The sequence below is a fragment of the Aquitalea sp. FJL05 genome (genome assembly GCF_003852595.1).
Classification (GTDB): domain Bacteria; phylum Pseudomonadota; class Gammaproteobacteria; order Burkholderiales; family Chromobacteriaceae; genus Aquitalea; species Aquitalea aquatilis.
The window spans coordinates 77,472-104,131 of record NZ_QAJS01000001.1 but is presented as its reverse complement, the minus strand read 5'-3'; the positions used below and the strand labels follow the sequence as shown (position 1 = coordinate 104,131).

Here is a 26,660-nt window from a genome sequence, read left to right as displayed (position 1 = left end):
TGTATCCAGTCCATGCCATCAACAGACCCTACCACCCCCGGGGTGTGCTGACATGAAATGCCAAAAGCTTTCGTGGCGAATGACCCTCATCCAATTCTAATTAGACCAGGGCATTTCCATGTATCTCCCGCGTATTACCCTTATCACCGCCGCCGTGCTGGCACTGGCTGCTTGCAGCAAACAGGACGCCGCCGCTCCGCAACAGAACGCATCTGCCGGCGCTGCCGCCAGCGATGCCGTCATCGTCAAGATCGGCTCTGCCAATCCGCTGACCGGCCCGTTCGCCCATTGGGGCCGCGATGCCGACAACGGCGTCAAGCTGGCTGCCGAAGAAGCCACTGCGGAAAACCTGAAACTGGACGGCAAGCCGGTCAAGTTTGAAGTCGTGTCGGAAGATGACCAGGCCGACCCGAAAACCGCCACCCAGGTGGCACAGCGCTTTGTCGATAACAAGGTTGCCGGCGTCATCGGCCACCTGACTTCCGGCGCAGCGATCCCGGCCTCCAAAATCTACTCCGACGCGGGCATTCCGATGATTGCCGGTTCGGTAACCAGCCCCAAGTTCACTGAACAAGGCTTCAAGAACACCTTCCGCATCATTGCCAATGACCAGCAGCAGGGACAGGCGCTGGCCAAATTTGCGGTGGGCGATCTCAAGCGTGCACGCATTGCCATCATCGATGACCGCACCACCTACGGCCAAGGCCTGGCGGATGACTTCTCCAAATCGGTAGAAGCAGCCGGCGGCAAGGTGGTAAAGCGTGAATTCACCACCAATAGCGCTACCGACTTCATGGCCATCCTCACCTCCATCAAGGGTGAAAAGCCGGACCTGGTATTCTACGGCGGCATGGATGCCCAGGCAGGCCCGATGGTGAAGCAGATGCGCAAGCTGGGCATTACCGCTGACTTCATGGGTGCCGATGGCGTGAATACCGCCGAATTCGGCAAGCTGGGCGGCAAGGATGCCGACGGCAGCTACGCTTCCAGCGCTGGCGCCCCCAAGGAAAGCATGCCGGGCTTTGCTGCCTTCAATGACAAGTTCAAGAAGCGCTTCAATGCTGAAATCCAGGCTTATGCACCGTACACCTACGATGCAACCCGCGTGATGATCGAAGCCATGAAGCGTGCCGGCTCGGCCGACCCGGCCAAGTACCTGCCGGAAGTGGCCAAGACCAAGCTGCAAGGCGTGACCGGTGAAATCGCCTTCGACCCCAAGGGCAATATCATGAACGGTACGGTTTCCCTGTATCAGCTCAAGAACAGCAAGTGGGAATCGGTGGCCGCCCCGGCCAAGGCAGCAGCCAGCGCAGCACAATAAGCATTTGTGCGATCGCCAAAGAAAAACGGCAGCCACAAGCTGCCGTTTTTCATGCAGTGCACCAGCTTAGTCGCGGAAGCTGGCGGTTTGGCGCGTCATCATGGCCATGCCGGCCTGCTGGATGTCTTCTGACAGCAGCATGGCGGCATTCCAGGTGGCCACATGATTCAGGCTGTCCGCTACGCTGTGGTCGCGGGCATAGTTGAGCATTTCCTTGCTGCCACGCACTGCCAGCGGCGACTTGGCTGCCATCAGGCGTGCGGTTTCCAGTGCTGCGGCCAGTACACTATCCGCATCAGGTAGCAATTTATTGACCAAGCGGATGGCTAGCGCCTCTTCCGCACCAACATCACGCCCGGTCAGCGCCATTTCCCGTGCCATGCCCTGCCCGACCACCCCAGGCAAACGTTGCAGCGTGCCCACATCGGCAACCATGCCGATATCCACTTCACGCACGCCAAATACCGCATCGGCCGCGGCAAAGCGGAAATCGGCTGCCAGCGCAATATCCAGCCCGCCACCCAGACAGGCACCATGAATGGCCGCCACGACCGGCTTGCGGCAGTTCTCCAGGCTGGAAACGGTATCCTGCAGCTGCAAAATAAGCCGCCGCAGCTTTTCGCGCTTACGGCCTTCGCAGTCATCCGCAATCACCGACTGGATGCCCATCAGCATGGCCAAATCGATGCCGGAGCAAAAATGTCGGCCCTGCCCGGCCAGCACCACCGCGCGTACGGTCGGCTCGGCATCTGCCCACTCCATCACCGCCTGCAGCTCCAGCCACATGGCCTGGTTCAGTGCATTAGCCTTGTCGGCGCGGTTAAAGCGCACCAGCGCCACCTTGTCCTGCTGTTCGACGCTAAAGGTTTGCCATTGCATCGCCTGCTCCTTATTGCGGCCGCTTCTTGGGAATCCACGCCCAGACCATCTCGCACTGGATGGGCGATTCACCAGATTCGTCGGTTACCGTGACTTCAACCAGGGTTTCACCCTTATCAATATGGTACAGATCACGAATCTGCGCCTCGCTCAGCGTAGCTACCGCCCGCATGTCTCCTTGCGAGCGCTTGGTGTAATTCACCTTCATCGACTTGAGCAGCATCAGCTTGTCATCCGGCACATTCATGCCCACCACGAAGCCGCTGGCCGTTTCTGCCAGCAAGGCCATGGCTGCCGCATGTACACCCTTGATATGGTTCTGCACCTTGCGCCGGTTGCGAATGGAGACCGTCAGCCGGGTGTGCCCAACTTGTTCAAAGCGCAGGCCGGAAGTGGCAAGAAATGGCACCAGGCGGCCAAACAACAGGGAAAGAACCCTGCTGCGCAGGCCAACAGGCAGTTTTTCCACCTTGTCAGCGATGCGGCTCATGCTGTTTTTCTGATAGTCCATGCGTGTTAGCCCTCTTTGTTATGTCATGGAAGTGGAGTGGCCAGGCCCAACAAGGCCCGGATTTGAATCTTCAGTGCTGGCAGCACTGATTGATCAGTGCGTGCCAGTTGCAGCCCGCCCTGCAGGGCGGCTAGCATCAGCAAACCCATCGCCTGAGCCGTGCCGGCGTACTGCATGCTGCCATCGCTCCTGCCCGCCTCGGCGATGCGTACGGCCCAGTCACGCATCTCGTCGACAAAGGCATTAGCCTCTGCCTGCATTTCGGGTGGCAAGGTCTGGTATTCGGTAGTCAGGATGCCGCTGGGGCAGATTTGCTGGTCGTGCTCGAAATAGGCATCGGTCAGGGTGAAGTAGCGTTCCAGTTGCTGCTGCGGTGCCAGCGTGTGCTGGGCATCGACAAAGCGCTGAAAACGGCGGCGATAACGCTGGATCAGCGCTACGCCCAGATCGGTTTTTTTCGGGTAGTGATAGTGGATGGCGGCATTGCGTACTCCCAGTTCCGAGCTGATGTGCTGGTAGCTGAAAGCATTGAAGCCGCGTGTCAGCAACAGCTGCTCGGCAATATCGAGAATGCGTTTGCTGGTATCGTTTTTGACGTCGGCGGCAGGTTTCATGCGGAAACTCTACTTACTGGTTAGTAAGGTGTCAATCCAATACCCCTGAAAGCTGGACAGGCTTAGCGTATCAGTTATGATGGAAGGCATTTGGCCAACCCTGAGACCGGACCTTTTCCGATGCGACTCAAATTCAGCAAGATGCATGGCCTGGGCAATGATTTTATGGTGATAGACGGCGTCAGACAGACCGTTTCACTGGATACCGACAGAATCCGCCAGCTCGGCAACCGCCACTTCGGCATCGGCTTCGACCAGCTACTGCTGGTGGAGTCTCCCCACGCAGAAAACAACGATTTCCGTTACCGGATTTTCAACAACGATGGCAGCGAAGTAGAGCAATGCGGCAATGGCGCGCGCTGTTTCGCCAAATTTGTTTGCGACCAGAAACTGACCAACAAAAAAGCCATCCGGGTGGAAACCGCCAAAGGCGTGATCATTCCGGAATACCTTGGCCAGAACCAATCCGTGGTCGATATGGGCGTGCCGCGCTTCCGTCCGCTGGACATCCCCTTTGTCGCCGAAGGCGAAGCCATCACCTATCCGCTGGATATCGACAACTACAGTTGCGACATCAGCGTGGTGTCGATGGGGAACCCGCACGCTGTTCAAGTGGTCGATAGTGTCGATACTGCGCCGGTACAGCAACTGGGTGCCCTGATTGAAACCCACCACCGCTTCCCGGAAAAGGTCAACGCCGGCTTCATGCAGATTGTTTCCCGCCATGAAATCCGCTTGCGCGTGTTCGAACGTGGCGCGGGTGAAACCCTGGCCTGCGGCACCGGTGCCTGCGCCGCCGTGGTGGCCGGCATTCGCCGTGGCCTGCTGGATGCCAAGGTGTTGGTGCATACCCGTGGCGGCGATCTGCAGATCGAATGGCATGGCGAAGGCCAGGCCGTACGCATGACCGGTCCGGCCATGACCGTTTTCCAGGGTGAAATCGAAGTCTGAGCAGCCGGCCCCCCCCCATGAAAAGGATGTGATTGATGCATAGCGATGAGGTATTGGCTTATCTGGAGAATCATCCGGACTTCCTGCAGCACCATGCCGACCGTTTCGGCCTGCGTGCTGCAGCCGCCCAGCAGGATCGGGTGGTGGTGTCGCTGGCCGACCGCCAGATGCTGGAGCTGAAAGACCGTAACCGCCAGCTGGAAGCGCGCCTGCATCAACTCATCCGCCATGGCGAGGCCAATGACCAGATCATTCACAGCGCACACCGCCTGTCCTTGACGCTGCAGCGCTGCCTCACCCTGCAGCAGGTGGCCGACGGACTGGCCAGCTGCTTCCAGCAGGACTTTGCCCTTGAGCGCATGGCCTTGCGCCTGTGGCACCCTGCCGCCGAAGCCTCACCGCTGTTCAATGCCCGCCACGAAGTGCAGGCCTTGGCGCGCAATTTGTCGGCCCCCTACTGCGGGCCTTATGTCAACGACGAGGTACTGGGCTGGTTCCCCGCTACGCCGGTGCTGCAGTCTTTCAGCCAGATCCCGCTGACGGATGCCAGCGGCGCGGTCTTTGGCCTGCTGGTACTGGCCAGTGATGATGCCCAGCGCTTTACCTTCGACATGCACACCCATTACCTGGCGCAAATGGGCGAGATCATTTCTGCAGCACTGCTGCGCGTACTGGGCCAGGCATGACCGCAACGCTGGGCGGCTGGATCCTGATTCTCCTGCTGGTAAGTTACTACCTGCACATTCTCTGGCGGCAGATCGCCGCACGCAGTCCGGTGGCCATCGCGGCCTTTGTGGCGGGCTATTTCATGCTGGCGGCGTTATTCCGTCATGCGGAACCCTACCCCGTGCTGCGACCGGTCTGGCTGCCTTTTATCTACTGCTATGTCTGGCTGGCTTTCAGCGCTGCCATCTGGCTGCTGGCGACTGCCAAGGTTTCACGGCGCGGACTGAGCTTTCCCGGTGAGCCACCACTCATCAGTGCCCTGCTCAGTTCGCAGCTGACGTTGAGTCTGGGCACCCTGCTGCTGTCGCCGCTGCTAGACTGGCGCCCGATGGCGGCCTATGTGATGCTGCCGCCGGTAATGGTGGTGATCAGCTATCTGCTATACCGCCTGTTTGCCATTCTGCTGCGGCGTAATGGCAGCAATCGGCTCTCCTGGGCGCTGTTATTGGCCAGCACCCTGCTGTCGCCGTTGCTCAGCATGCAGCTGGGGGCGTGGCTGGCACCTTATCTGCTGGGCTGGACCTGATACGCTCCTACGCGACAATAAAAAACCGGCCCATGGCCGGTTTTTGCTTTTCAGCCTGCAGCTCAGGCCAGGCTGCGGCCCAGTGCCTCAGCCAGTGCTGCCAATTCACCCAGCAATTGCCGGAAATCCTGCGGATTGAGCGCCTGCTCGCCATCGCACCAGGCATTGGCAGGATCGGGGTGGATATCCAGCATCAGTCCATCCGCGCCTGCTGCGATGGCAGCCTTGGCCAGCGAAGGCACCATCCACGCCTTGCCGCCAGCATGGCTGGGGTCGACGATGACCGGCAAATGGGTTTCGCGCTTCAGCACCGGGATGGACGACAAATCCAGCATATTGCGATAACTCGGCTCAAAGCTGCGCACGCCGCGTTCGCAGAAAATGATGTTGTGGTTGCCACCAGCGGCGATGTGCTCGGCTGCCATCAGCCACTCGGTGAGTGTGGCTGATGGGCCGCGCTTGAGAATGACCGGCTTGTTGATCCGCCCTACTTCCTTGAGCAAGCCGACATTCTGCATATTGCGCGCGCCGATTTCGATCATGTCGACATCCAGCTCCAGAAAGGTCTCCAGCATGCGCACGTCCAGCAGTTCGCTCACCATGGGCAGGCCATGCTGGCGCGATTCCTGGCGCAATTGCTCTAGTCCGGCCACGCCTATTCCCGGGAAAGCATAGGGACTGGTACGAGGCTTGAATGCGCCGCCACGCAGCAAGCGGCAGCCGCCAACCTTTACCAGCTCCGCGCACTGGGCCATTTGTTCGGCGGTTTCCACCGCAGCCGGTCCGGCGATGATCTGGATGGCCTTGCCGCCAAAGGCCTGGCCGCGCACGTGCACCACGCTGTCTGCCGGGTGCACTTCACGCGAGACGATGCGGTAATCCTTCACCACCCGCATCGCCCGCTCCACCCCCGGCATCAGCTCGAAAGCATCCGGACTGAATACGCGCTCGTCCCCCACTGCGCCGATGATGGTGCGCTCGGTACCGCGCGAAACATGCTCGCTCAGGCCGGCGGCGCGAATCTTGTCTACTACCGCCTGGATGGTTTCATCGCGGGCGTGCTGCTTCATCACAATAATCATGCTGATTTCCTGCAAGGGAAGATCCGGCCTGCCATTCCAGGCGTGGACCGAGCTAACGGTTTGACTGCGCGATTCTACCAGATCGCTCCAGCCTGCCGGCGGCTGGCTATTTGCGCAGATGCTGCCATTGCCGCGACAGACGGCGGCCCAGCCGCATCCACACGGCTGGCCGCCTGTTACGCAACTGGTGCAGCAAGGTTTGTATGGCCTGCCAGTATGGCGAGGCTGCCAGGCGGGCAAACACATAGGTCTTGAAGCGCAGGAAGGCCTGATAGCTGCGGGCAAACCAGGACACCTGCAGCAGCTGATTGCGGGTCAGGTCGAATAGGCGGGCGGCAATGGCCGTGCCCAGCAGCTTGGTCAGCACAATCACCAGCAGACCAAGCAAAGCATGCCCACGACCGATCAACAACACAGCCATCAGCTTCACCGGCAGCAGGCCCAGCACCGGCAGCAAAAACAGGCTGAGGGCGATTGCCGGCGGGCGGCTGGCAATCCAGCCCTCGATCTGGCGCAGCAGTGGCAGCCGGCCCAGTCTGGCCAGCACTGCCGCCAGCTCGTCCCAGGCGAATTCCTCAAAGGCGATGAGCAGTGCCGCCAGCAGTACCAGCGGCCCGCTCACGATGCGCTTCACGCGCCAGGTAATGGTTTTACAGCGGCTGTCGCACATGGCTGGCTTTATGAAAGACGATGCCTTACAGGTGGGGTCAGGTATGGGCCAGATCAAGCCACTTGGCAGTATGGCGCGGCTGATAATTACGCATGGCATCCAGCAACGTCACGACATCGGGCGAGTGGCTAAACAATTCCATATTGCTTGCCGGCACGAAACCTTCATCCACGGCATGGCGGGTCAGCGCCAGCAACGGCTGATAAAAGCCAGCCACATCCAAGAGCCCAACCGGTTTGTCGTGTACGGCGAGCTGGGCCCAGGTGAGGATTTCAAACAGCTCGTCAAACGTGCCAAAGCCACCGGGCAGCGCCACAAAGCCATCAGCCAGCTCGGCCATCAGCGCCTTGCGCTGATGCATGGTGTCGGTGACATGCAACTCGGTCAGCCCCAGATGGGCGACTTCCTTGGCCTTGAGAAATTCCGGAATCACACCAATCACCTTGCCACCAGCGGCCAGTGCCGCGTCGGCAGCCACGCCCATCAGCCCGACCTTGCCCGCGCCATACACCAGGGTGATGCCCTGCTCGGCCAGCGTGCGGCCAAAAGTGGCGGCCGCGGTGATGTACTCCGGGCGCTGGCCCTTGTTCGAACCACAAAACAGACAAACAGACTTCATGTTGACTCTCTCCCAAAAAGCCGCAGCCGGGTGGAGTGCTCCAGCCCGGCTGCGTATGGCATGTCGATAAGCTTACAAAACGGCTTGCGGGTAGGAACCCAATACCTTGACAAAGGACGTGCGCTCCGCCAGCCCGGCCAGTGCGGTGGCGACATTGGCGTCATCGTGATGACCTTCCATGTCGATAAAGAACACATAGTCCCACAAGCCCGCCCGCGACGGCCGTGATTCGAACTTGGTCATGGAAACGCCATTATCCGCAACCGGTGCCAGCAACTGATGCACGGCACCCGGGCGATTGGGCGCAGCCACCACGATTGATGTCTTGTCCTGCCCGGTTGCCCCTACTTGCTGGTGGCCCAGCACCAGGAAGCGGGTGGTGTTGTTGGGTTCGTCTTCGATGTTTTCTGCCAGCTTGATCAGGCCATAGCGCTCAGCAGCTGCCTGACCGGCAATGGCCGCCGCCTGACCATCTTCGCTGGCCAGCCGGGCCGCTTCGGCATTACTCGCCACCGACACGCGCTCCACGCTGTCCGGCAGGTTCTTGTTCAGCCATTCGTGGCACTGCGCCAAAGCCTGGGCATGGGCATAAACACGGGTAATGCCGGCTACACCTTCCTGCTTGCGCAGCAGATGATGATGTATGCGCAGCACCACTTCACCACAGATGCGCAAGGGGCTGCTGACCATCAAGTCCAGCGTGCGCCCTACCGCGCCTTCGGTGCTGTTTTCCACCGGGGCAACCACATAATCCAGCGCGCGCGATTCCACCAGGCGGAAGGCCTCGTCCACCGAGGCGCAAGCCACGGTATGCGCAGCATGGCCGAAATGTTTGGTGGCTGCCAGCTGGGTAAACGTACCTTCCGGGCCGAGATAGGCGATGGACAGCGGCTTTTCCAGCGCCAGGCATTCCGACATTACCTCGCGGAACAGCCGGGCCACGCTTTCGTTTGGCAGCGGGCCTGGGTTGAGCTGCTGGATGCGGCGCAAGACCTGCGCTTCGCGTTCCGGGCGGTAGATGATGCCGCCACCCTTGATCTCGCCGATTTCGCGGGCGTGATTGGCGCGGCTATTCAGCAGATTGAGAATTTCCACATCGATGGCATCGATGGCGTCGCGGTGTTGCTTCAGCAGTTCTTCTGACACGTAATCAATCTTTCACTATGACAAACTGGCCTTTTCCAATCTGGTAAGTTTCCGCGAGATAGCCTTCCGTCGCAAGCACCAGTCGTATGAAATCGGCACATTCCGCAGCATGCGACAAAACATTGTCCACCACGATCAGCCCGCCCGGGCGCAAAACCCGGCATAAAGCCGGCCAGTAAGCGGCGTAACAGCTGCGGTCAGCATCGAGAAACACCATATCCACGCTACTGTCTGCCTGCGCGGACAAATAAGCGCCGGCATCTTCGCAGCGTAGCGTCGCCTTGTGCGTCAGGGCAAAGTCCTGCAGATGCGCCGCCGCCTGCTGCTGTTTGGCGGGGAGAATATCCAGACTGGTGATGCTGCCGGCGCGGTCGCGCAAGGCCAGCGCCAGCCACAGGGTGGAATAGCCATTGGAGGTGCCAATTTCCAGCACCTGTCGCGGATTGGCATGGCGCAGCAACTGATAGAGAAAACGCCCGGTATCCGGCGTGATGAACAGGTTTTTCTGTGCCCGTTCACCGGTAGCGGCGTCGTGGCGCTCACCCTGCTCCCAGATGGCTTGCAGTCTGGTGAGTACTTGGCTTGTCAGCATAAGCTTTCCCTTTTTGTTATCAGAAGCAGGCGGTAATCAGATCGGCAAAAGACAGGATGAAGCGTGGCTGCTGATACATGGCCAGCAGCCCCAGCAGAATGATGGCAGCCAACAGCAGCCAGCCCGCCGTTTTCATGTCGCCGCCCGTTCGGCAAAGGCGGTGGAGGCGCGCTCGCGTATCGGCAAGTTGGCCAATGCCGCCATGACCCCCAGTACGATGGCAATGCCCCACACCACATTGTAATTGCCGTTCAGGTCATACAGCTTGCCGCCCAGCCACACGCCAAGAAAGCTGCCCACCTGGTGCGAGAAAAACACCGCGCCGGACAACATGCCCAGATGCTGTACGCCAAACTGGCTGGCAATGACCCCATTGGTCAATGGCACGGTGGATAGCCACAAAAAGCCCATGACCGAGGCAAAGACCAGCACCGATGGCACGGACAGCGGCAGCAGCAGAAACAGGCCGATGGCAATGCTGCGCGCCAGATAAATGCCAGCCAGCAAGGGCGGCTTGGCAAAGCGGCTGCCGGCTTCGCCAAACAGGAAGGTGCCAAAGATATTGAACAGGCCGATCAGTGCCAAGGCCATGCTGGCCACATTGCCGCCCATGCCGTGATCGCGCAGATAAGCTGGCAGATGCACGCCGATAAACACCACCTGGAAACCGCAGACGAAGTAGCCGGCCATCAGCAGGCGAAAGCCCGGCTCGGTCCAGGCGCGGCTGAAGGTATGCAACATACCTTGCAGCAAGTGCGGATGACTGTGCGGCTGCGCAGTTTGTGGCAGGGCTGCCGCCTGGCGGGTGAGCGAGCGACCCAGCGGCAGCATCAGCAAGGCGCACACCGCCAGTACCAGCAAGGCCGGCAGCCAGCCCAGGCCGTCAATCAGCGAGCGCTCCAGCGGCACCATGGCGAACTGCCCGAATGAGCCTGCCGCTGCCGTTAATCCCATGGCGCGCGAACGGTAGGCCGCCGGCACGGTACGACCGAGCACGCCGAAAATCACGCTATACGTGGTGCCAGACAATGCCAGCCCCAGCAGTACGCCGGCCGACAGGCTGAACAAGGTTGGCGTGGCCGATACCGTCATCAGCAGCAAGCCGAGGGCATACAGCACGCCACCGCCCAGCAACACCTTGCCCGGGCCGTGGCGGTCGGCCAGCGCGCCGGCAAAGGGCTGGGCCATGCCCCACACCAGATTCTGCATGCCCAGCGCAAAGGCAAAGCTCTCGCGACTCCAGCCAAAGGCCGTCGTCATCGGGGGCATGAAAAAGCCGAAACCGTGGCGCACGCCCATGGCGAGCGAAACGATCAGGCCGCCGGCGAGCAGCAAGCGTTGGATGGAGCGGTCCATGGAATGATTTCCGATATTGTTATGGTCATCCATCATAAGACTGCAGCGCACAAGAAAAAACCCGTGTTGAACACGGGTTTTTGCACACACTGTCGCCACAGCAGAACAATGACACTCAGCCGTGCTGACGGGCGAAGTCCTGCATGAAGTTGGCCAGCGACTTGACGCCTTCGATAGGCATGGCGTTGTAGATGGAGGCACGCATGCCACCCACCACGCGATGACCCTTGAGCTGGATCAGGCCGTTCTTGCGGGCTTCCATCAGGAAGCTCTCCTCCAGCGCGTCGTCCTTCAGGCGGAACACCACATTCATGCGCGAGCGGAACGGCGCATCGATATGCGTGTGGTAAAAGCCTTCGCTGGCCTCGATGGCGTGATACAACAGGCCGGCCTTTTCCGCATTGCGGCTTTCCATGCCCTTGACCCCGCCCAGCTGCTTCAGCCACTTGAACACCAGGCCGGCAATATAAATGGGATAGGTCGCCGGCGTGTTGTACATGGAGTCGGCATCGGCGTGCGTCTGATAATTCAGCATGGTCGGCAGGTCGGCACGGGCGCGGCCCAACAGGTCCTCGCGCACCAGCAACACCACCAGACCGGACGGGCCGATATTCTTCTGCGCGCCGGCGTAGATCAGGCCGAACTTGCTGACATCCACTTCGCGTGACAGGAAGTCGGACGACATGTCACAAACCAGCGGCACGCCTTGATCGGCAGGCACAAAGGGGAATTGCAGGCCGCCGATGGTTTCATTCGAGGTGTAGTGCAGATAGGCGGCGTTGGGGTCGCGCTGCCAGGTTTCCTCTGCCGGTACATAGGCAAAATTGCGGTCTTCGCTGCTGGCCACCACATTGACATTGCAATAACGGCGCGCTTCCTTGACCGCCAGCTTGGACCAGTGGCCGGTATTGACGATGTCCACCGACTGCTTGTCGCCCAGCAGGTTGAGCGGCACCATGGAAAACTGCAGGGAAGCGCCGCCCTGCAGGAACAGCACCTTGTAGCCGGCCGGTACCTGCATCAGCTCGCGCAGATCGTGTTCGGCATCATGGATGATTTCCATGAACTCCTTGCCGCGATGGCTCATTTCCATTACCGACATGCCGGAGCCGTGCCAGTCCAGCATTTCGCTCTGGGCTTGAGCCAGTACTTCGTGGGGCAATACCGCCGGTCCGGCAGAAAAGTTATACACCTTGGCCATGTCTGTCCTCAGTCATTGCTTCAATGTTGCGGCATGACCCGGCAGGCCATGCCGGTGTGTGTCACTGCGTAAGCAGGAAATGGGCCCGGGCAACAGCCACCGGCTTGCGGCGGTCTTCCTGCCAGGCTTCTATCAATACATGGGCGACGCGCTTGCCCTGCTTGGTGATTTCGCAGCGGGCAAACAGGGTTTGCGGCCGGCCTGAGCGCAGGTAATCCAGCGAAAAATCGACAATCTTGGGTGCCTCCAGCGATTCGCGATGCCAGATCAGGTGCAAGAGCGCGGCATTTTCCAGAAAGCCGCCAATCAGCCCGCCGTGCAGCGCCGGTAAGGCGGTATTGCCGACATTGCGTGGATGGAACGGCAGCTGAAACAGCAATTCGCCATCATCGCCAGTGCTGACTTCCACGCCCATCAGGCGGGCATAGGGAATGGCCTCGCACAGTGCGGCGACATTATTGTCATCGCGCAGGGCGGCCAGTTGCTGCATGAATTGGCTCATCAGGCCCCCTCTTTCAGCATGGAGGCACGGCTGGATTCACGCATGAAGGTAGCCACGCCATGGGCGATGGGGTCAGACGGGTTGTCGTGGTAGCACACCGCACGGGTGAAGGCGATCTGACTGGCCAGGCGGTAGCATTCGGCCTGGCAGTAGATGGCCTTGCCCGGTGTTGCTGCCTTGAGATAGTCGATGCGCAGGTCGAGCGTGGCGATGGTTTCAAAGTCTGGCAGGCAGGCGGTAACCGAAATGGCACTGGTGGTATCCACCAGCGAGGTGATGACCCCGCCGTGGATGGTGCCGCTGGCCGGGTTGCCGACCAGATCTTCACGCCAGTCCACTTTCAGGGTGGGTTGGCGGCCCTCGGTGCCCAGATACTGGAAACCGAGGGTGGCGCAGTGCGGCAAGGAGACGAAGAGCGCGCTCATCGTCTCCAGTACCTGCGCATTGGCAGGCGTTGCCGTCATGCCTCGGCGTCCCCTGCACTGGCGGCGTCGGCTGCCGGTGCGTCAGCCGCATCACCGTCGACCACTTCCGCCTCTTCGTCAGACTCGCCTTCGGCAACCTTTTCCAGGCCGATCAGTTTCTCGCCCTCGTCCAGATTGATCAGGCGGACGCCTTGGGCCGAGCGGCCGGTTTCGCGCACTTCCGACACCTTGGTGCGAATCAGCACGCCACCGGTGGTGATCAGCATCACATCGTCGCTGTCTTCCACCAGGCTGGCCGCAACCAGCTTGAGGCCAGTCTTGTCGGTCAGGTCCATCGCGATCACGCCCTGGGTGCCACGGCTGGTATGGCGGAACTCGCCGGTGCGGGTGCGCTTGCCATAGCCGCCATCGCTGGCGGTCAGCACTTGCTGCTCTTCCGAATTGGTGACCAGCAGCGAAATCACGTGCTGACCTTCGGCCAGCATCATGCCACGCACACCGGCTGCAGTACGGCCCATCGGGCGCACATCGGTTTCGCTGAAGCGCACGGCCTTGCCGCCATCGGAGAACAGCATGATCTGCTCGTTGCCGGAAGTCAGCGCCACGCCGATCAGGTTGTCGCCCTCATCCAGACGCACGGCGATGATGCCGGCAGTACGCGGGCGGGAGAAGGCTTCCAGCGGGGTTTTCTTCACCGTACCGTTGGCGGTACACATGAAGATGAACGGGCCCTTGGCCTTGAGGGCGGCGGCTTCGTCGTCCTCGATCTCGTCCTCGACTTCACCGTCGGTAAAGGCCTTGATCGGCAGCAATGCGTTGATCTTTTCGCCATCAGCCAGCGGCAGCACATTCACCATCGGCTTGCCACGGCTGTTGCGGCCGCCTTGCGGCAGATTGTAGACCTTGATCCAGTAGCAGCGACCCTTGCTGGAGAAGCACAGCACGTAGTCGTGGGTATTGGCCACGAACAGGGTGTCGATGAAATCGTCATCCTTGGTGGCTGCAGCCTGCTTGCCACGACCGCCGCGGCGCTGCGAGCGGTAGTCGTCGATCGGCTGGGTCTTGATATAGCCGGTATGGGAAATGGTCACCACCATGTCTTGCGGGGTGATCAGGTCCTCGATGTTGATGTCGCCACCAAACGGCTCGATTTCGGAGCGGCGGCCATCGCCAAACTGGGTCTTGATGGCCAGCAGCTCGTCACCGATGATCTGGTTGATGCGTTCCGGGCGTTCCAGAATGTCGATCAAATCCAGAATGATGGCCATGATGTCGCGGTATTCGCCGACGATCTTGTCCTGCTCCAGGCCGGTCAGGCGTTGCAGGCGCATTTCCAGAATGGCCTGAGCCTGGGCGTCGGACAGGCGGTAGCCGTCCGCGTGCAGGCCGAACTCGACATCCAGACCATCCGGGCGGGCCTTGCTCTGGTCCACGCGCGACAGCATTTCTTCCACCAGCTCGGAGCGCCACGGGCGCGCCATCAGCGCGATCTTGGCGGCCGGCGGGGTTTCCGAGGCCTTGATCAGGGCAATGATGTCGTCCACATTGGACAGCGCCACCGCCAGACCTTCCAGGATATGGCCACGTTCGCGTGCCTTGCGCAGCTCGAAAATGGTGCGACGGGTAACGACTTCGCGGCGGTGACGCAGGAATTCGTCAATGATCTGCTTCAGGTTCAACAGGCGCGGCTGGCCATCGACCAGGGCCACCATATTGATGCCGAAGCTGTCTTGCAGCTGGGTCAGCTTGAACAGGTGGTTGAGCACCACTTCCGGCATTTCGCCGCGTTTGAGCTCGATCACCACGCGCATGCCGGACTTGTCCGACTCGTCGCGCAGATCGGAAATGCCTTCAATCTGCTTGTCGCGCACCAGTTCGGCAATGCGCTCCAGCAGACGGGACTTGTTCACCTGGTACGGAATTTCGTCGACGATGATGGCCTGGCGATCGCCCTTGCCGATGTCTTCGAAATGAGTGCGGGCGCGCATGATGACGCGGCCGCGACCAGTGCGGTAGCCCTCTTTCACCCCGGCCGTGCCATAGATGATGCCGGCGGTGGGGAAATCAGGTGCCGGAATGATGTCGATCAGATCATCGATGGTCAGTTCCGGATTGGCCAGCAGTGCCAGACAGGCATCCACCACTTCCGTCAGGTTGTGCGGCGGAATGTTGGTGGCCATGCCCACGGCAATGCCGGAGGAGCCATTGATCAGCAGATTGGGGATCTTGGCCGGCAGAATCAGCGGCTCGTGCTCCGAACCATCATAGTTCGGCCCGAAGTCGACGGTTTCCTTGTCGATATCAGCCAGCAGCTCGTGCGCAATGCGCGCCATGCGGATTTCGGTATAACGCATGGCGGCGGCGCTATCGCCATCCACCGAGCCGAAGTTGCCCTGGCCATCCACCAGCGGGTAGCGCAGGCTGAAGTCCTGCGCCATGCGCACGATGGTGTCGTAAACAGCCGAGTCACCGTGCGGGTGATATTTACCGATGACATCGCCTACGATACGCGCCGATTTCTTGTAGGCGCGGTTCCAGTCGTTGGAAAGTTCGTGCATGGCAAACAGCACGCGACGATGTACCGGTTTGAGGCCATCACGCACATCGGGAAGAGCGCGGCCCACGATCACGCTCATGGCGTAATCGAGGTAGGAGCGGCGCATTTCCTCTTCGAGGCTGATTGGGATCGTTTCCTTGGCGAAAAGCTGATCTGTCATGGGTAAATGGCTATCTTTTCAGGAATCAAAAATAGCCTAGATTCTAGCACGTCCACCCCGCCTACGCATGCCTTGTCGCTTGATGGGCAGTCGCGATGACGGCAAGCCGGCCACCGCCCTGCTGCGTCAGGCACTTAGCATCGCCAGCCCGGGAAGCCGCCCACGACACCGCCGCACCTGTCCGAGCCCGACAATGACAAAGGGCCGCTCATGGCGACCCTTTGACCTGTACGACAACAGCCAGTCAGCGCTTGCCGGCTGCTTCTTCGCGCCGACGACGCGCCTCTTCCAGCAGGTAGACCTGATAGTCGTCCAGATCGCCGTCGAAATCCTTGACCCCACCGCGCGAAACCAGCCAGAACTCATCACACACCGCACGCAGCAAGGCGCGGTCGTGACTCACCAGCATGACCGAACCCTCGAACTCGTTCAGCGCCACGCTCAAGGCTTCGCGGGTGGCCAGATCCAGGTGGTTGGTTGGTTCATCCAGCAGCAGCAGATTGGGGCGCTGCCACACGATCATGCACAGCACCAGCCGCGCCTTTTCGCCGCCGCTCATGCTGCCTACCTGCTGCTTGACCATGTCGCCGCTGAAGTTGAAGGTGCCGAGGAAGTTGCGCAGCCCCTGCTCGCGGCAATCATTGGCTGGCGGACGAATGGCCGCCGGAATGTCGCGCGCCAGACGGAACATGTGCTCCAGCGGATTGTCCTGCGGGCGCAGTACGTCCAGCTCCTGCTGCGAGAAGTAGCCGATATTCAGCCCCTTGCCGCGAATGATCTCACCACCGGTTGCCTGCAAGGCCTCTGCCACGGTCTTGACCAGTGTCGACTTGCCCTGCCCGTTTGCCCCCAGAATGCCGATGCGTTGCCCGGCCAGCACCGAGCGATTGACACCACGCACGATGACAGTGGGCGGCGTACCTGCCGGGGCATCCTCTGCCGCCGGATAGCCAAACTCGGCCTGCGACATGGTCAGCATCGGATTGGGCAGGCTTTGCGGCTCCTTGAATTCAAACTGGAAATCCGCCTCGGCCAGCACCGGAGCAATTTTCTCCATCCGCTCCAGCGCCTTGACCCGGCTTTGCGCCTGCTTGGCCTTGCTGGCCTTGGCCTTGAAGCGATTGATGAAGCTTTGCAGATGGGCAATCTTCTCCTGCTGCTTGGCCTGTGCGGCCTGCTGCAGAATCATCTGCTCGGCGCGCATGTCTTCAAACTTGCTGTAATTGCCGCCGTAGCGCACCAGCTTGGCATTGTCGACATGCAAGGTGACATTAGTGACTGCATCTAGGAATTCGCGGTCATGGCTGATCACCACCATGGTGCCGCCATAATTTTTCAGCCAGGCTTCCAGCCAGACCAGCGCGTCCAGATCCAAGTGGTTGGTCGGCTCGTCCAGCAGCAGCAGATCAGACGGACACATCAGCGCGCGGGCCAGTTGCAAGCGCATGCGCCAGCCACCGGAAAAACTGTTTACCGGCTGACTCAGCTCGGCCACGCTAAAGCCCAGGCCCAGAATCAGCGACTGGGCGCGGGCCGGCGCGTCGTGCTCGCCGGCATCATTCAGCGCGGTATAGGCATGCGCCATGCGCATATAGTCTTCGCCCGCCTCGGCTTCGGCCACTTCCAGCCGCGCCGCCAGCAAGGTGGTATCGCCCTCGACCACGAAATCGGTAGCGCTCTGCTCCGTCTCCGGCATGTCCTGCGCCACCTGCGCCATGCGCCACTGCGCTGGGATCGACACATCGCCGCCATCTTCATGCAGGCTGCCATTCAGCACCGCAAACAGGGAGGACTTGCCAGCGCCATTGCGGCCAACCAGGCCCACTTTCTCGCCCGGATTGAGCGTGACCGAGGCGTTGTCGAGCAAAACTTTACTACCGCGACGCAAGGCCACGTTCTTTAAGATAATCATTGAGTCAATCGTGCATTAAATGTGGGCAGTATGGCTTTCACCCAGTGCGGAGTCGGAACATGAGGCCGGTGGCCCGTGGCAGAACTACTAGCGCAGAGATGAGGCTTGCTGTATTGCAAGCGCAAATTATCGCATGAAACAGCACGCCCCCTGTTGCGGATTACACCCAGGCATTTGGCACACCCTAATGCCGGTAGCGATGACAGGAGCCAAATCTCCACTGGCGACAAGCAAGGCCGCCAAGTGATAAGGCAAGCCGAGCCATGTTAGTATTGGCTCCCTGCATCCGTGACGACCAAGCCGGATTGCCAACCATAAAGGCCCAGATTTCACCATGAATCACTCACTTATCAGCCGTGCTCTGCTGCTGGGGGCGCTGCTGCTGGGCGGCATCGCTCACGCAGAGACCGAAGACATCCCCCTGCCGGGCGACGTACAGAGCGCCCCGCTAAAAAGTGCCAAAAAACCGGCACACCGCGTCGCTGACAGCAATGCCACCGCCCCGGCTGCACGCCAGCAGGTAGGCAAAGCCACCAGCCGCAAGCATCATGCCCGCAGCCAAGCGCGCCATCGCAAACACCACGCCACCACACCGGCACGCCATGGCATGACGCCAGCCGCCAAATCCGCCAAGATGCGGGGCAAACAAAATCTGGCAACGCCCGCCAAAAAATCACCCAAAGCCACCGGTCATAAAACAAGCAAAAACAATAAGCTAGCTAAAAAGCCCGCCAAGAAGCATAAAAAAATGCGCTGACAGGCTTGCCAGCCGACCGGCGAGACGCTATATTGCAGCCCTTCGCCGGTGTAGCTCAGTTGGTAGAGCACCTGACTTGTAATCAGGGGGTCGCGAGTTCGATTCCTGCCGCCGGCACCAAACATAAGGCCCTTGAACCCAATGGATTCAAGGGCCTTAGTCATTTCAGGCCATCACACCCGCCTGCCCTGATCTTCTAAAAATCTGGCCTGTCTTCTAAAATCACTCAAAGGTGGCAGTAGCAGCGGGCAACAGAATGTGGCACACCCAGGGTGGGTTCGACTCCCATTATCTTCCGCCATCAGTAAGCCACAAAAAACCACGTCAAACCAGCTAAAACCAAGGTTCTGCAAGGGTTTCAGCCAAACCAACAATAAACCAAAGTGGCTTCCAGCGGCTTCTTTCGGCGTCAAAATTCGCACAAATTTCGCACAGAGAGCGAAGTTACGATCAAGGGAAATACAACAACGATACCAAGCAATTGCGATGTCATTTACATTGCAATGATGACTGCAGTATGGTGCGTTAATTTTGCATGCCATATGGCATGCATCGCTGATCGGGAAAATAGCAATGCCAATTATTGAACATAATTTCACAGATATTGATGAATTTTGGAAATTCATTTCACCAGACGGGGAAATTGTTAACCAAATGGGGCAAATATCCTATCCGATATTCAGAGGACAAGGGGATGCTTCATGGACACTACATCCTGCTGCGCTACGTAAAAATGTAATTGATAAGTATATGCACGAAAGACATGTTTACAGTCAAACTGATCATGTAATTTTTTTCGAGTTTGATTTACTTTCAGCCTATATACACTACAGCGATGAGATGGCACTAACCATCCCAGGGGATTCACAACAATTCAGAGAAGATACTGATTTTTATAATTTCGCCAACAGATTTGGATCGATAGCCAACGAATGGCCAACAAACAATTTCTATCCACTACTCGCATCAGCACAGCACCATGGGATACCAACGAGGCTACTGGACTGGTCAAGATCACCATTTGTGGCTGCATACTTCGCAGCTACACAAGCACTAAATTTTGATATAAATGAAAAAGAAAAAGAAATTGTAGTATGGGCAGCAGACGTAAATAAAATAGATAGATTAAAACACGAAACAGACGAATCAATTACTCAAATTGAATTTTTATCACTACCGGGAGTAACAAGCAAAAATTTAGCAGCCCAAAAGGGTTGCTTTATTCTGTTAAAATGGATTATGGGGCAGTCTAGAGATAACAGATTTAATCCAGGAACATCAATCGAACAAATACTAAGTGATAACAAAGAAATAAATCTATACAAAATTACGCTACCACACAAACAAGTAGGAGAATTGCTATTAAAGTGCAAAAAATATGGATTCTCTGCTGCAACATTATTCCCAGGTAGCGATGGAGCGGGCAGAGCGGCAACCGAATTTAAACTGGCAAAGCTACGTGCCGACAGAATGTAGAATGCAACACGAAATATGGTTGCCGACACCACTGCAAAAAGGATGCAAAGAGCGCATGAATTCGCATGACTGCAACTAGGTACCATCCTAATGCGAAAGCCTTGCCACGGGCCGTTTACGGGGCAATCATGCAGGTGCATATATTTCGACACGTTAAGTGGGCGGGCGAGGCGGGGCTTCGATTGCGCGCGCCGGGGGGCCACAGGGGTGTTTTTGGATATTTTGGGAATGTGTCATGTGTGCTGGTATTGAATTCGCTGGCCGGCGGATACTCTGGTCTGATGACAGCCCACAGCTGCCGATGCTGAGGAAGGACGGCGGCATCAGCTGGGCCGCATGTGGTCCTTTTTCGGCCTGCCCTTGTTGAAGTGCTCGCCGGTCCACACCGGATAGGCTTCATGCGACATGGCCGATGGCGTGGAAAAGTAGGTTTGCCGGTAACGCTTCTGGCTGGCCATGCCGGAAGCCAGCTTGCGCAATTCCTTGTACTTGGGAATCCAGAAATATTCATCCAGGTACAGGTTGCCATGGCGGCCCTGTGCAGTGCGGCTATTGGTGCCAAGGAAATTCAACTCAGCGCCGTTGGGCAGCTTGATCACCTCGCCTTTTAGCTCTACATCGGCCTCCTGCTTGGCAAAGTCCACGATATAGCTGCGGAACTGGTGCGCCTGCGCCTTGCTAGCCGACAGAAAAATCTGATTGCGACCGGTATGCAGCGCGTCGATGAAGGCTTCATGCGCGAAATAGTAAGTGGCACCAATCTGGCGGCTTTTCAGGATATTGCGTATGCGCTCGGTTTCGCCGGCACGGTACCAGTGGCGCTGATAGCCAAACATGCGCTCTTGGAACGCGGCCACCAGTTTGACCTGCTGTTCTTCGCTGATCGCGTTCTGTTCCGGCTTCTGCCGAGGTCCGGCATTGCGCTTGGCCACGCTCGGATTTAGATCCACTTCATTGCCGCCATTGCGGTACTTGCGCACCCGCTCGGTGCGTTCCATCAGCCGGCCTAGCGCATCAAGTTCCTTGTATTCGCCGTTGCCCTTATTGGGCATGGCCACCAGCTGAATGATGCGCGCTTCAAGGGCTGCATCCACCCGATCCAGCGGCGTGCAGTCATCCCACTTATCCCGTTTTTTCCAGCTGTGCAGGGTAGCCGGCTTGATGTCCAGCTGTACGCCAATGCGCGAAATCCGCCAGCCCTGGTGATACAGGGAGCGGGCGACCCGGCGCGGGTCCAGGTCTATCGGTGTCGGGGAAATAGTGTCCATGCCGGGCAGCATGCCGCCCATGCGCGTGCCATTCACTGCCGGGGAGTTGTGCCAGAAGGCCACACAACAGGGATTGATTGAGACAGGCCCAAGCCCACCGCATCCTGTGCGCATCGCACCGACAACACGTCACGACGAACCAGCAAAAGGACAAACCGGAACATGGCAAAAGCTAAGAAATTCATCGTAGCAACCGAGGGTGCAACCTGCGACGGTCGCACTATCAGCCGAACCGATATCGAGCAGATGGCAAAGAGCTATGACCCCAAGGTATATGGCGCTCGGGTCAATCTGGAACACATCAAGGGCATCCTGCCTGACAGCCCGTTCAAGCGCTATGGCGACGTGCTGGAACTGAGTGAAGAAGTAGTCGATGGGAAAAAGCGCCTGTTTGCCGTCATCGACCCGATTGATGAGCTGGTGGCAATGAACAAGGCCCGGCAGAAGGTTTACACCTCCATCGAAATCAACCCGAATTTTGCCGATACCGGCGAAGCCTATCTGGTCGGCCTCGCCGTCACCGATGATCCGGCAAGCCTCGGTACCGAAATGCTGCAGTTTGCCGCCAAGGCCCACACCAACCCGCTGGCCAGCCGCAAGAGCCATCCCGGCAACCTGTTTACCGAAGCCATCGAATTCACCCTGGAGCTGGAAGAAGACGCCGGCCCGTCCATCTTCTCCCGCGTCAAGGAACTGCTGTCCGTCAAGGGCAAAACCGATGCCGCCAAATTTGCTGACCAGTCCGCCGCCATCGAGGCGCTGGCCACCAATCAGCGCGAACTGCAAGAAAACATCACTGCGCTGAATTCCATGCAAAAGACCGTGGAAGAACAGGCCGCCGCCATCACTGCCATGTCTGAAAAGCAGGAAGACATTGTTACCAAGCTGTCGGCATCCCCTGCCAGCCCGGCACGTCCGGCAGCAACCGGCGGCAACGCCGAAACCGTTACCGACTGCTAATCCATACACGCCAGGACCGTGCCCACCCTAGCCAAACCAGACAATTGAACCGGAGTCATCATGCGCAAAGAAACCCGAATCGCATTTAACACCTACAAAGGGGCAATTGCCCGCTTGAATAGTACTCAGGATGTAAGCGAGAAGTTCTCCATTGAACCGAGCGTTCAGCAAACGCTGGAAACTCGCATTCAAGAGTCCAGCGACTTCCTGAGCCGCATCAACAATATCGGCGTTACCGAGCAGGCTGGCGACAAGCTCGGACTCGGTATCGGTAGGCCGGGGATGCGGAAAGTGTCAGCGGCAAGCCCTTCCCCACCTGCCTGATTACCCGCGCCAGCGGCGACAGCCACCGCTTCAACGTAGCCGACCGCAATGCCTATACCGCAGTCAAGGCGCAATGGCAGGACGTGCAGCGCGCCCGGCGCGGCGAAGTCATCGTGGATGCCAACACCCGCTTTGAGCGCCGGGCCACTGTCACCAAACTGGGGAAGAAGAGCAAGCGCACCAAGCTGGCCGCCATCCAGCAAAAGGGCATTGAGCCGAGCGCCAGCAATGTGAAAGTGCTGCGCCATGTCTATGCCAGCGAGGCCACTGCCCTGCAGGGGGCCAAGGCCGCATGGCAGAAGCTGCAGCGCGGTGCGGCGGAATTCAGCATCAAGTTGGCCGAAGGCAGGCCGGAACTGTTCACCGAACTACCGGCCAAGGTGGTGGGCTTCAAGCCCGTCATCGATAGCCAGGCTTGGGTCATCAACAAGCTGACCCATACGCTGGGGGATGGTGGCCTGGTCACAGATGTGGAGTTGGAGATAAAACTGGATGAACTTACCTGAGTGATTGAGTTAACTACAGTTAACGCGCTTTTAACGCTATAATTTGCACCGTTATTCGGGAGCTACAATGCCAAAAGCAGTATCACTTTTTTCTGGGTGCGGCGGTTCTGATGCCGGCATCATTCGCGCAGGTTTTGATGTTGTCATGGCCAATGACATTCTGGCCTATGCCCGTGACACCTATCTGGCGAACCATCCGGAAACAGACTATGTGCTTGGTGACATTCGGAAAATTGAAAGTTTCCCCGATGCGGAGCTGTTGGTTGGCTGCTATCCCTGCCAAGGCTTCAGTCAAGGTGGAGTGCGCCAGGTTGATCGGAAAATCAACTACCTCTACCAGGAATTTGCCCGCGCACTGAATGCCATCAAACCGAAAGCATTCATTGTAGAAAACGTATCTGGCATGACCCGTTCCAACTTCAAGCACCTGCTAGATGACCAGATCAAGGTGTTCACCGAAGCAGGCTACAACGTAACCTTCAAGGTACTGAATGCTGCAGAGTACGGAGTCCCACAGGAGCGTAAGCGCATCTTCATTGTCGGGATTCGGCAAGACTTCGGCATCACCTTCACCTTTCCAGAAGCCACCCATGGCCCGAAGGCAGACAGTCCGTTTGTCACCATCAGGGATGCAATTAGCGACCTACCGGAATGGCCAGAGGGGGAGTTCTATGCCAAAGAATTCCATTGGTATTACATGTCGCGCGACCGCCGTAGGGCATGGGACGAAGTTTCAAAGACTATCGTCAGCAACCCGCGCCATATGCCCTTACATCCGATGAGCCCAAAACTGATCAAACATGGTCACAACGACTGGCGCTTTGAAACTGAAGGCCGGGCACGCCGCTTCTCTTACCGCGAAGCTGCCCGCATCCAAGGCTTTGCTAAAGCCTTTGTTTTTCCAGAAACAGAGGCTACCAACTTGACCAACTGCTACACAGTTGCAGGCAATGCGGTGCCACCGCCTTTATTTGAGGCAGTAGCACGTGCGTTACCAGACCTTTGGAGTTAATGGTAATTAATTGCCTTCATTTCAGTAAGCAATTGTTCTGCCAGAGGAGGCAGCTGTATCCCAAGTGATTCAGCCCTCTTCACAATTCTGAATCTATCAACAAATACAACCCCTGCAATATCGGCCTCCTTTCCTTCACACCACTTACCCTTGTTTCCCCCAGTAAAACACAAGGGGGAAAAGAAATATCTATGCCACTCAGCAGGAATATGAAGAAGCGGAGATATTTTCTCTCTCCCAATTTCAGCAGGCTTTGAACTCCATTCCGTAACCGAACACCCACATTGACCTATTGCAACAGGTACCCTATCTCGCAAATCATGCATACCATGCCATGCCACTAAGTCAATCCCCCCATCGCCACGATCATTTGGGCGAAAATCTTTCCATTTATCGAAAATGGGAGTTGCTCGGATGTCTCTTGCAAGGCGTGTTAATTTATCCGGCAATGTTGGCAATGCGTATCGTCCACCTCCATTTGCCCAAAATCCATGAACTTCCGCATCAATCGCATGCAGACTTTTAAAAATCAAAAAAGAAACCAACTCAAACGCATGAGTAACATCATTGCGTCTAGCATTAGGAATATATTGCAGGGATGACGCTAGCAGCTGGAACAAATACCAACCGCAGCCTTCCCAACCATCCTTCAACTGAATACCATCAACATCTTCCATTGATTCAAATGGATATTGATCTCCAAACAAACTCTGCCTTCTTCGTAGCTGTCTATTCAAATCACCCCATTTAGCGCTCAAAGCAGAGTCAATTTCTTGAGCCGGCACCAACCCACCACCCGCGCTATAGTCAGCGCTCTCTTCTTCAGCCTCTTGAGTGGTGTCAATTGTAAAGTACCCATCCGGATGTAATATACAGCGCATCTCAACATAATCCGCCCAGATATCAACTGCATTTTGAGATGGAGTTCTATCCAATCCTCGTAAAATATCAGCGGGCATCTTCTATTTTATCCCTCAACACATTTCTAATGGTTCTTGAAATATCAAAATTCAATTCAGCCTGATCTAAGTGTGTAGAGTTCGGACTTCTAGCCCTTGCTAACAATCGATAAGCCTGCTCAAGTAACTTATGCGCATCAGTCAAGGCCAATTGAAGCGCCTCATCAGGGCCGCTTGTCAAATTAAATGCAGCTTCAAGATCTTTATTTTCAATCAAATCCTCCAGCGAGTCAGGCCTTCCAACCACTGCCGCCAGCATGGATATATTTCTAGAATCACCAACAATAGTTTCCCCCTCCTCATCTTTCACATACAGCCATCTAATAATATTCTTAATATTACCAACATTAACATTTTCGGCATCTATATCACGACGATCAGAAAGCCCTACGTAGCTATATATATTTTCATAACTAAGACTGGTCGTAAGCAGTGTAAAATCAACTTTATCAATATCTAGATTAGGAAATCCAAACCAAGCCTCACCATCACCGCTCTCAGCTTTCTCAAGAATCGTTAGGCCAACAAGCATTTGACCAACAAACCCAGGTCTACTTCCTATTTCCTTAGCCAGCACTTTAAGGAGATTATTACCATTCAACTCTGGATACAATTCCTGACGCAATCTCTTTAAATATCGAGCCTTAGCAAGAGGCTTCCATGGCTTAACCCCCGTTATATGTCTAAAACCCAAATACCTCAAAACTTCACTCTCAGTATCAAATCTTATGCATGGTATTTCTGGATTAAGTGGTGTGACAATTGCCTCTCGAGCCTCCTGCAGGGTTGTCATTCTTTCAGGAATTGCAATATCACCATTTAACAACTTCAAAGCTGCCAAACGCCGATTCCCCTCTGCAACAAAAAACTCATCTGCATCGGGAGGACCAACTACAAGCAATGGCTCCCCAGGAAAATAACCTTGAAGACCGATTGACTCCATCAACTCTAAAACACGCTCTTCCTTAACCATCCTATCTATCAAACGATCTTCCGATCCAGCATTGATATGATTAGGGAACCGAGGATTTAAAGGATCGAATCTGAGTTTATCCAAAAATATTGGTTCAACTCGTTTCAATTCTCTAGGAATAGCATTCGTCATTTTAAATTCCGTAAATTTATTTAATTTCAACCAAACACATATCAATTAAACTAGCGAATCATTGCATCACACACAGAAATCTGTCACATAGAACAAAGTGAATCACTTAACAATAAAAGAGTCAACTTTTTGCCACATCAAATCAGGAAATGCAAAATAGAAAGCCCAGCGGCATGGCTGGGCTTTGTCGTTTCTGGCGGTTGGGTGTGGGGCTACAGCTTGGTTGCAGCCAGTGCCTGCAGACTGGTCAGCACAGCTGGGTGCAGTCTTTCGTCTATCCGGCTGAACTGTTCCAGCACGGCTGACTGCTCGTTGCTGAGGGTACTGTTGTTGCGGGTGCCTGTCACGATGTACAGGACATCAAAGCCAGCCAGGAACAGCCCATGCAGTGATTCTGCATTGGGAAAGCGCTCGCCCTTTTCATAGCCTAGATATGTCGTGTATCCAACACCGGCAGCCTTTGCGGCATCAGTTTGGATCATGCCAAGTCTGTTTCTCTCTTCTCGCAGTCGGTCGCTGATATTCAATTTCTTGTACCTGTCG

The 26,660-nt window shown here is 57.1% G+C and carries 27 protein-coding genes, 1 tRNA gene and 1 pseudogene; 11 read left to right on the top strand and 18 right to left on the bottom strand.

Annotation, left to right across the window (positions count from 1 at the left end; translation table 11 throughout):
* The first annotated feature begins 118 nt into the window (after positions 1-118).
* Entirely contained in the window at positions 119-1,321 is a 1,203-nt protein-coding gene (locus tag DBR44_RS00525) for a branched-chain amino acid ABC transporter substrate-binding protein (protein ID WP_124641007.1), read from the top strand.
* A 66-nt stretch (positions 1,322-1,387) separates the two neighbouring features.
* Here DBR44_RS00525 and DBR44_RS00520 read toward each other — a convergent pair whose 3' ends face one another.
* From DBR44_RS00520 to DBR44_RS00510, 3 genes are read right to left on the bottom strand one after another with little or no spacing between them, the layout of a single operon-like run.
* Positions 1,388-2,200 carry a crotonase/enoyl-CoA hydratase family protein gene (locus DBR44_RS00520; protein WP_124641005.1) on the bottom strand — a complete coding sequence of 271 codons (813 nt, stop codon included), beginning with the start codon at positions 2,198-2,200 and terminating at the stop codon, positions 1,388-1,390.
* A gap of 10 nt (positions 2,201-2,210) precedes the next feature.
* Complete coding sequence (locus DBR44_RS00515) at positions 2,211-2,690, bottom strand: DUF4442 domain-containing protein (RefSeq protein WP_233578246.1); 480 nt, start codon at positions 2,688-2,690, stop codon at positions 2,211-2,213.
* Between the two features lie 44 nt (positions 2,691-2,734).
* On the bottom strand, positions 2,735-3,325 hold the full coding sequence (locus DBR44_RS00510) for a TetR/AcrR family transcriptional regulator (protein WP_124641001.1): 591 nt from the start codon (positions 3,323-3,325) through the stop codon (positions 2,735-2,737).
* A 120-nt stretch (positions 3,326-3,445) separates the two neighbouring features.
* On the opposite strand from DBR44_RS00510, the gene dapF reads away from it, so the two are divergent.
* The 3 genes from dapF to DBR44_RS00495 are packed head-to-tail and all read left to right on the top strand — an operon-like array spanning position 3,446 to position 5,528.
* On the top strand, positions 3,446-4,276 hold the full coding sequence (gene dapF, locus DBR44_RS00505) for a diaminopimelate epimerase (RefSeq protein ID WP_124640999.1): 831 nt from the start codon (positions 3,446-3,448) through the stop codon (positions 4,274-4,276).
* A 35-nt stretch (positions 4,277-4,311) separates the two neighbouring features.
* On the top strand, positions 4,312-4,962 hold the full coding sequence (locus DBR44_RS00500; RefSeq protein WP_124640997.1) for a DUF484 family protein: 651 nt from the start codon (positions 4,312-4,314) through the stop codon (positions 4,960-4,962).
* Complete coding sequence (locus DBR44_RS00495) at positions 4,959-5,528, top strand: hypothetical protein (protein WP_124640995.1); 570 nt, start codon at positions 4,959-4,961, stop codon at positions 5,526-5,528. Before DBR44_RS00500 ends, DBR44_RS00495 begins: the two co-directional genes overlap by 4 nt.
* Before the next feature lie 62 nt (positions 5,529-5,590).
* Here the strand turns inward: DBR44_RS00495 and aroF are convergent, their stop codons facing one another.
* The 11 genes from aroF to DBR44_RS00440 all read right to left on the bottom strand — a co-directional run bounded on the left by aroF (position 5,591) and on the right by DBR44_RS00440 (position 17,750).
* Positions 5,591-6,610: a 3-deoxy-7-phosphoheptulonate synthase gene (gene aroF / locus DBR44_RS00490; RefSeq protein WP_124640993.1), complete on the bottom strand. Its 1,020-nt coding sequence runs from the start codon at positions 6,608-6,610 to the stop codon at positions 5,591-5,593.
* Between the two features lie 106 nt (positions 6,611-6,716).
* Positions 6,717-7,280, bottom strand: coding sequence for a hypothetical protein (locus DBR44_RS00485; protein ID WP_124640991.1), 564 nt, complete (start codon positions 7,278-7,280; stop codon positions 6,717-6,719).
* 37 nt (positions 7,281-7,317) lie between these two features.
* Entirely contained in the window at positions 7,318-7,899 is a 582-nt protein-coding gene (locus DBR44_RS00480; protein WP_124640989.1) for a TIGR00730 family Rossman fold protein, read from the bottom strand.
* A 72-nt stretch (positions 7,900-7,971) separates the two neighbouring features.
* A complete protein-coding gene (pheA, locus tag DBR44_RS00475) occupies positions 7,972-9,045 on the bottom strand; it encodes a prephenate dehydratase (protein ID WP_124640987.1) in 1,074 nt (357 codons plus the stop codon).
* 4 nt (positions 9,046-9,049) lie between these two features.
* A complete protein-coding gene (locus DBR44_RS00470; protein ID WP_124640985.1) occupies positions 9,050-9,637 on the bottom strand; it encodes an O-methyltransferase in 588 nt (195 codons plus the stop codon).
* Between the two features lie 132 nt (positions 9,638-9,769).
* Positions 9,770-10,993 (bottom strand): MFS transporter, encoded by a 1,224-nt coding sequence (locus tag DBR44_RS00465; protein ID WP_124640983.1) that lies wholly within the window; start codon positions 10,991-10,993, stop codon positions 9,770-9,772.
* 115 nt (positions 10,994-11,108) lie between these two features.
* Positions 11,109-12,194, bottom strand: a complete 1,086-nt coding sequence (gene serC, locus DBR44_RS00460) for a 3-phosphoserine/phosphohydroxythreonine transaminase (RefSeq protein WP_124640981.1) — start codon at positions 12,192-12,194, stop codon at positions 11,109-11,111.
* Between the two features lie 61 nt (positions 12,195-12,255).
* Positions 12,256-12,696 carry a PaaI family thioesterase gene (locus DBR44_RS00455; RefSeq protein ID WP_124640979.1) on the bottom strand — a complete coding sequence of 147 codons (441 nt, stop codon included), beginning with the start codon at positions 12,694-12,696 and terminating at the stop codon, positions 12,256-12,258.
* Positions 12,696-13,160, bottom strand: coding sequence for a PaaI family thioesterase (locus DBR44_RS00450; RefSeq protein WP_124640977.1), 465 nt, complete (start codon positions 13,158-13,160; stop codon positions 12,696-12,698). The genes DBR44_RS00455 and DBR44_RS00450 overlap by 1 nt, the downstream gene beginning before the upstream one ends.
* The gene (gene gyrA, locus DBR44_RS00445) at positions 13,157-15,838 is read right to left on the bottom strand and encodes a DNA gyrase subunit A (protein ID WP_124640975.1); all 2,682 of its coding nucleotides are present in this window, start codon (positions 15,836-15,838) and stop codon (positions 13,157-13,159) included. Before gyrA ends, DBR44_RS00450 begins: the two co-directional genes overlap by 4 nt.
* 244 nt (positions 15,839-16,082) lie before the next feature.
* Positions 16,083-17,750, bottom strand: coding sequence for an ABC-F family ATP-binding cassette domain-containing protein (locus DBR44_RS00440; RefSeq protein ID WP_124640973.1), 1,668 nt, complete (start codon positions 17,748-17,750; stop codon positions 16,083-16,085).
* A gap of 334 nt (positions 17,751-18,084) precedes the next feature.
* Here DBR44_RS00440 and DBR44_RS00435 point away from each other — a divergent pair, with 334 nt between their 5' ends.
* From DBR44_RS00435 to DBR44_RS00425, 3 genes are all read left to right on the top strand, one after another.
* The gene (locus DBR44_RS00435; protein ID WP_124640971.1) at positions 18,085-18,507 is read left to right on the top strand and encodes a hypothetical protein; all 423 of its coding nucleotides are present in this window, start codon (positions 18,085-18,087) and stop codon (positions 18,505-18,507) included.
* A 44-nt stretch (positions 18,508-18,551) separates the two neighbouring features.
* A tRNA-Thr gene (locus tag DBR44_RS00430) sits at positions 18,552-18,627 on the top strand.
* 453 nt (positions 18,628-19,080) lie between these two features.
* Positions 19,081-19,983 carry an FRG domain-containing protein gene (locus tag DBR44_RS00425; protein WP_124640969.1) on the top strand — a complete coding sequence of 301 codons (903 nt, stop codon included), beginning with the start codon at positions 19,081-19,083 and terminating at the stop codon, positions 19,981-19,983.
* A 341-nt stretch (positions 19,984-20,324) separates the two neighbouring features.
* Here the strand turns inward: DBR44_RS00425 and DBR44_RS00420 are convergent.
* A pseudogene (locus DBR44_RS00420) lies at positions 20,325-21,251 on the bottom strand (terminase large subunit domain-containing protein); the annotation flags it as partial.
* Positions 21,252-21,413: 162 nt separating this feature from the next.
* On the opposite strand from DBR44_RS00420, the gene DBR44_RS00415 reads away from it, so the two are divergent.
* The 4 genes from DBR44_RS00415 to DBR44_RS00400 all read left to right on the top strand — a co-directional run bounded on the left by DBR44_RS00415 (position 21,414) and on the right by DBR44_RS00400 (position 24,053).
* On the top strand, positions 21,414-22,211 hold the full coding sequence (locus tag DBR44_RS00415; protein WP_124640965.1) for a GPO family capsid scaffolding protein: 798 nt from the start codon (positions 21,414-21,416) through the stop codon (positions 22,209-22,211).
* A gap of 60 nt (positions 22,212-22,271) precedes the next feature.
* A complete protein-coding gene (locus DBR44_RS00410; RefSeq protein ID WP_124640963.1) occupies positions 22,272-22,535 on the top strand; it encodes a P2 family phage major capsid protein in 264 nt (87 codons plus the stop codon).
* 83 nt (positions 22,536-22,618) lie between these two features.
* Entirely contained in the window at positions 22,619-23,041 is a 423-nt protein-coding gene (locus DBR44_RS00405; RefSeq protein WP_233578245.1) for a hypothetical protein, read from the top strand.
* A gap of 67 nt (positions 23,042-23,108) precedes the next feature.
* On the top strand, positions 23,109-24,053 hold the full coding sequence (locus tag DBR44_RS00400) for a DNA cytosine methyltransferase (protein ID WP_124640960.1): 945 nt from the start codon (positions 23,109-23,111) through the stop codon (positions 24,051-24,053).
* On the opposite strand, the gene DBR44_RS00395 is transcribed toward DBR44_RS00400, so the two are convergent.
* From DBR44_RS00395 to DBR44_RS00385, 3 genes are all read right to left on the bottom strand, one after another.
* A complete protein-coding gene (locus tag DBR44_RS00395) occupies positions 24,050-25,012 on the bottom strand; it encodes a hypothetical protein (RefSeq protein ID WP_124640958.1) in 963 nt (320 codons plus the stop codon). The two genes, DBR44_RS00400 and DBR44_RS00395, sit on opposite strands and share 4 nt — an antisense overlap.
* Positions 25,002-26,117: a hypothetical protein gene (locus DBR44_RS00390; RefSeq protein ID WP_124640956.1), complete on the bottom strand. Its 1,116-nt coding sequence runs from the start codon at positions 26,115-26,117 to the stop codon at positions 25,002-25,004. Before DBR44_RS00390 ends, DBR44_RS00395 begins: the two co-directional genes overlap by 11 nt.
* Positions 26,118-26,329: 212 nt before the next feature.
* The gene (locus DBR44_RS00385) at positions 26,330-26,644 is read right to left on the bottom strand and encodes a helix-turn-helix domain-containing protein (protein ID WP_124640954.1); all 315 of its coding nucleotides are present in this window, start codon (positions 26,642-26,644) and stop codon (positions 26,330-26,332) included.
* Positions 26,645-26,660 lie beyond the last annotated feature (16 nt).